Origin of the sequence: Pseudomonas flexibilis, from assembly GCF_000802425.1 — a bacterium.
Taxonomy (GTDB): domain Bacteria; phylum Pseudomonadota; class Gammaproteobacteria; order Pseudomonadales; family Pseudomonadaceae; genus Serpens; species Serpens flexibilis.
Genome location: NZ_JRUD01000048.1, coordinates 1 through 3,208, shown reverse-complemented (window position 1 = coordinate 3,208; position 3,208 = coordinate 1). Strand labels below are relative to the sequence as shown.

General features: G+C 55.2%; 4 protein-coding genes, 3 tRNA genes and 1 rRNA gene. All 8 read left to right on the top strand.

Translation table 11 applies throughout. The features are described from left to right. Positions 1 to 90, top strand: a 5S ribosomal RNA gene (rrf, locus tag SF06_RS17785); the annotation flags it as partial. A 116-nt stretch (positions 91 to 206) separates the two neighbouring features. Next, a complete protein-coding gene (birA, locus tag SF06_RS17655; protein WP_039562955.1) occupies positions 207 to 1,166 on the top strand; it encodes a bifunctional biotin--[acetyl-CoA-carboxylase] ligase/biotin operon repressor BirA in 960 nt (319 codons plus the stop codon). After that, positions 1,156 to 1,896: a type III pantothenate kinase gene (locus SF06_RS18190; RefSeq protein WP_076380982.1), complete on the top strand. Its 741-nt coding sequence runs from the start codon at positions 1,156 to 1,158 to the stop codon at positions 1,894 to 1,896. Before birA ends, SF06_RS18190 begins: the two co-directional genes overlap by 11 nt. A gap of 8 nt (positions 1,897 to 1,904) precedes the next feature. Continuing rightward, entirely contained in the window at positions 1,905 to 2,573 is a 669-nt protein-coding gene (locus tag SF06_RS17650; protein ID WP_027591591.1) for an SPOR domain-containing protein, read from the top strand. A gap of 133 nt (positions 2,574 to 2,706) precedes the next feature. Further along, positions 2,707 to 2,791 (top strand) — tRNA-Tyr (locus SF06_RS17645). A gap of 24 nt (positions 2,792 to 2,815) precedes the next feature. Further along, positions 2,816 to 2,889, top strand: a tRNA-Gly gene (locus tag SF06_RS17640). Positions 2,890 to 2,916: 27 nt separating this feature from the next. Next, positions 2,917 to 2,992, top strand: a tRNA-Thr gene (locus SF06_RS17635). An 81-nt stretch (positions 2,993 to 3,073) separates the two neighbouring features. After that, positions 3,074 to 3,208 (top strand): GTP-binding protein (locus SF06_RS18185; protein ID WP_234703350.1); only part of this gene is annotated, 135 nt, incomplete at its 3' end.

Genomic DNA, 3,208 nt, shown 5'->3' with positions numbered 1-3,208 from the left:
ACCTGATCCCATCCCGAACTCAGCAGTGAAACGACGCATCGCCGATGGTAGTGTGGGGTCTCCCCATGTGAGAGTAGGTCATCGTCAAGCACCTAAAACCAAAACCCCAATCCGCAACCGCGGGTTGGGGTTTTGTGTTATGGATATATTGGAGTGGATGTTTTGTCCACGACCCCGGCAAAACTTTTATCCCGGAGGCCTTTAAGATGCCAGCATTGTTGGAACTCCTTAAGGATGGCGCTTTCCACTCGGGGGAAAAGTTAGGGGAAGCACTGGGAATCAGTCGGGCTGCGGTTTGGAAGCAGCTTCAGCAACTGGAGTCCCAGCTTGGGTTGACCATTCACAAGGTGCCCGGGAAGGGATACTGCCTGAGCCAGCGGATTAGCCTGCTGGATCCATCAGCAATTGATGAGCGGTTTTTGGGACTCCAGCACATATATCTGTCAGAAACGCTAGATTCTACGAATGCCGAAGCGCTACGGCTGATTTCTCAAAGGAAGCCGCTGCCCTTCCTGGTTCTCTCCGAGCAGCAGACGTCCGGTCGTGGAAGGAGAGGGCGTACGTGGGTGAGCCCATTTGGTGCCAACCTCTATTACAGTCTTGCGATACAGCTTGTTCAGGGTGCTCAACAGCTCGAAGGGCTGAGCCTGGTAATCGGCTTGGCTGTTCTTAGAACTATCGAAGAGGCTGGCGTTACAAATGCCGGTCTTAAGTGGCCCAACGATATCTTGGTCGGCCATAAGAAAATGGCCGGAATACTGCTGGAGCTGGTTGGTGACCCGGCGGACATTTGTCATGTTGTGATTGGTGTCGGAATCAATGTGAATATGCTGTCCAGCAAGGATGAGATCGACCGACCTTGGACTTCGCTTTTATGCGAAACGGGTATCCTGCAGGATAGGGGCCAACTGGCTAGTCGCTTGAATTACCACATTTCCCATTACCTCGGCCGACACCGTTCGAATGGATTTACAACATTGATGGATGAGTGGCGTGCGGCTGATCTTTGGATGGGGCGTGAGGTGCGGCTATCGTCCGGGATGGGAGAGGTCGCTGGTACGTCGCTGGGTATTGATGAAAGGGGAGGGCTGCGTTTGCTTGTAGGCGGAGCAGAGCAGGTCTTTTGTGGTGGAGAGCTGAGCCTGAGGTTGCGCGATGATTCTTGAGCTGGATTGCGGAAATACCCTGATCAAGTGGCGCCTTCTCTCTACAGGTGAAACCCACTCAGGCGTAGTTTCGGATGCCGCTGCTCTGCTGGATGAGCTCAAGCGCGTTTCAGTCGGAGTTCTACGCGGAGCGCGGCTGGCAAGCGTTCGTAGTGAGCAGGAAACCGATGCAATTGCCTCTACTCTAGAAGAGACTTTTGGCGTGCGTTGCCAGGTCGCCATGCCTGCTGAGCGGCTGGGCGGGGTTCGCAACGGGTATGAGGACTATCGCGGGTTGGGGATGGACCGGTGGCTAGCGCTGGTGGGAGCTTTCACGCTGGCCCGCAAGGCATGCCTGGTCCTGGACTTGGGAACGGCGATCACTGCCGACTTCGTATCTTCTGAGGGTGGGCATTTGGGGGGCTTTATTTGTCCTGGTATGCCTTTGCTGCGAAGCGATCTGCGTACCCATACTAGCCGAATCCGCTATGGTGATGACGCGGCTCATGATGCGCTTCGCTCGAGTGACCCGGGGCGTTCGACTCCCCAGGCAGTGGAACGAGGATGCCTGTGGATGGTGCGCGGTTTTGTGCGGGAGCAGCGGAGGCTTGCTTCGCATTTATTGGGGGCTGAGCACGAGATCTTCCTGACAGGTGGGGATGCTGAATTGGTCCTGAATGATGTTCCTCACGCGCGGTTGGCTCCGGATCTGGTTTTTACAGGGCTTGCGGTTGCCTGTCCCCTTGAATGAGGTCTTCGATGCGGTGGGTCTTCCTGCTGTTGGTGGCACTGAATATTTTCTATTTCGTTTGGACTCAACAGCAGCCGCCATCGCTTGCTGGTGATGTCGTTCCCTTCGCCTTGGTCGAGGGTGGGAAGGCGCGCATCCGCCTGGTGAGTGAGCACGGAAATCGCGAAGGCGAGCAGTCTCCGATGACTGCGAGCGGTGAAATCTGCCTTTACCTCGGCGGTTTTGAAACTGATCAGCGATCGTCCATGCTGGAGCAGCGTTTGATAAGCCTTGATATACAGGCAGGGCAGGCTGTCACCAATTTAGAGTCGTCGAAGGACTACTGGGTTTATCTTCCGCCATTCGGCTCGCGGGATGCGGCGCTGCGCCAGTTCAAGGAGCTGCAGGCAAGGGGTATCGACAGCTACCTGATTACGCAGGGAGATCTCTCCAATGGTATCTCCCTGGGTATCTTCTCCGGCCAGGATTCAGCGGTCAGCCTGCTGGAACGCATTCGTGCCATGGGGTATGGCGCTGAGCTGCGAGAGCTGGTTCGTGAGCGCCGTGAACACTGGGTGCGTGTGCCCGCGCGGGATAGTGTTCTGGTTGGTGATGATCTCCTTTCGCGGCTCGTTCAGGATTTCCCCGGTATGCGTCATCAGATGCTCCCTTGTGCAAGTCCTATTGCCAGGGAGTGAGACATTCTCTAGAATGCGCGCCCTGCCTTTGGTTGGCAAACCGAGGCGGCGCGAGCGCGGAACGTAAGTTCAAGATTTCATTGAAATTAGCGCTTGACGCAATGAGGCATTGCTGTAGAATGCCGCTCACTCTGGAGGGGTTCCCGAGTGGCCAAAGGGATCAGACTGTAAATCTGACGTCTTCGACTTCGAAGGTTCGAATCCTTCCCCCTCCACCAGATACAGCACGAGCATTAGGCTCTGCGGGTATAGTTCAGTGGTAGAACCTCAGCCTTCCAAGCTGATGATGCGGGTTCGATTCCCGCTACCCGCTCCAGTTTGATGTTTGCGCACAAGCTGTTTTGCTCATGTAGCTCAGCTGGTAGAGCACACCCTTGGTAAGGGTGAGGTCAGCGGTTCAAATCCGCTCATGAGCTCCAGTCAACAAAGGCAGATATGAAAATATCTGCCTTTGTTTTAATGGAACGAGACGCGTAAGTCTGCATTAAGGGGTGGTTAGAATGGCTAAGGAAAAATTCGAACGTACCAAACCGCACCTCAACGTTGGCACCATCGGCCACGTTGACCACGGTAAGACCACCCTGACCGCTGCTATCGCAACCGTCTGTGCCAAGACCTGGCCCTTATTCCCATCT

Excerpts from the sequence above, each read along its gene's own strand:
- birA (WP_039562955.1), top strand. The coding sequence starts at position 207 with ATGCCAGCATTGTTGGAACTCCTTAAGGATGGCGCTTTCCACTCGGGG.
- SF06_RS18190 (WP_076380982.1), top strand. The coding sequence starts at position 1,156 with ATGATTCTTGAGCTGGATTGCGGAAATACCCTGATCAAGTGGCGCCTT.
- SF06_RS17650 (WP_027591591.1), top strand. The coding sequence starts at position 1,905 with ATGCGGTGGGTCTTCCTGCTGTTGGTGGCACTGAATATTTTCTATTTC.